Source organism: Roseateles sp. P5_E1 (assembly GCF_054049335.1).
The window spans coordinates 1-558 of sequence record NZ_JBFUMN010000389.1 but is presented as its reverse complement, the minus strand read 5'-3'; the positions used below and the strand labels follow the sequence as shown (position 1 = coordinate 558).

The following is a 558-nucleotide window of genomic DNA, read 5'->3' as shown; positions in this document are numbered from 1 at the left end:
CGGCACGTACCCCATCAATGCGCCCAACGGGCCCTTCCTCTGCACGGTGCGCCTGACCGCCAGTCCTTACTTCGGCGGCTATTTCGCCAGCACCTCTACGGGTTGTCCTGACCTCTGGAAGGTCAGCCGCTGGGATATGCAAGGCCCGACGATTGTCCTTACCAACTCCTCTGGAGATATCTACGCTGCCCTGTGGCCAAGGGATCGCGACGTCTGGGTCGGGAGTGTTTCGGCGACAGGCGACCGAATTTCGCTGAGCCGTTGATAGAGCGTCGGCCGGTGGCTAAAGATGGGCTTTGCCATCGGTCCATGAAGGAAGACGGTGTTGCTGGCCGCCTGGCGCGCCGAGGCAGTGAGCTTGCTAGGCTACTGAAGTCCGTGGTGTTGGCTGCCTGAAGCGGCGCCGGTGGCACAGCTTCGGCACACCGGGCGCCGTTTGCCTTGCCGCATATGAGATGCCCCTCCCTGTGACTGACCCCAAACTGACCCCACGCGTCCGCTAAGTGACTGATTTCACAAGATCGCAATTGATCGCGRGKGATCGGCTTAGTCGTTGTT

General features: G+C 61.2%; 1 protein-coding gene. It reads left to right on the top strand.

Annotated elements, in window-relative coordinates; translation table 11 throughout:
* On the top strand, positions 1-265 hold a 265-nt coding region (locus tag ACXJKJ_RS31690), incomplete at its 5' end, for an AprI/Inh family metalloprotease inhibitor (RefSeq protein WP_457395679.1).
* Positions 266-558 lie beyond the last annotated feature (293 nt).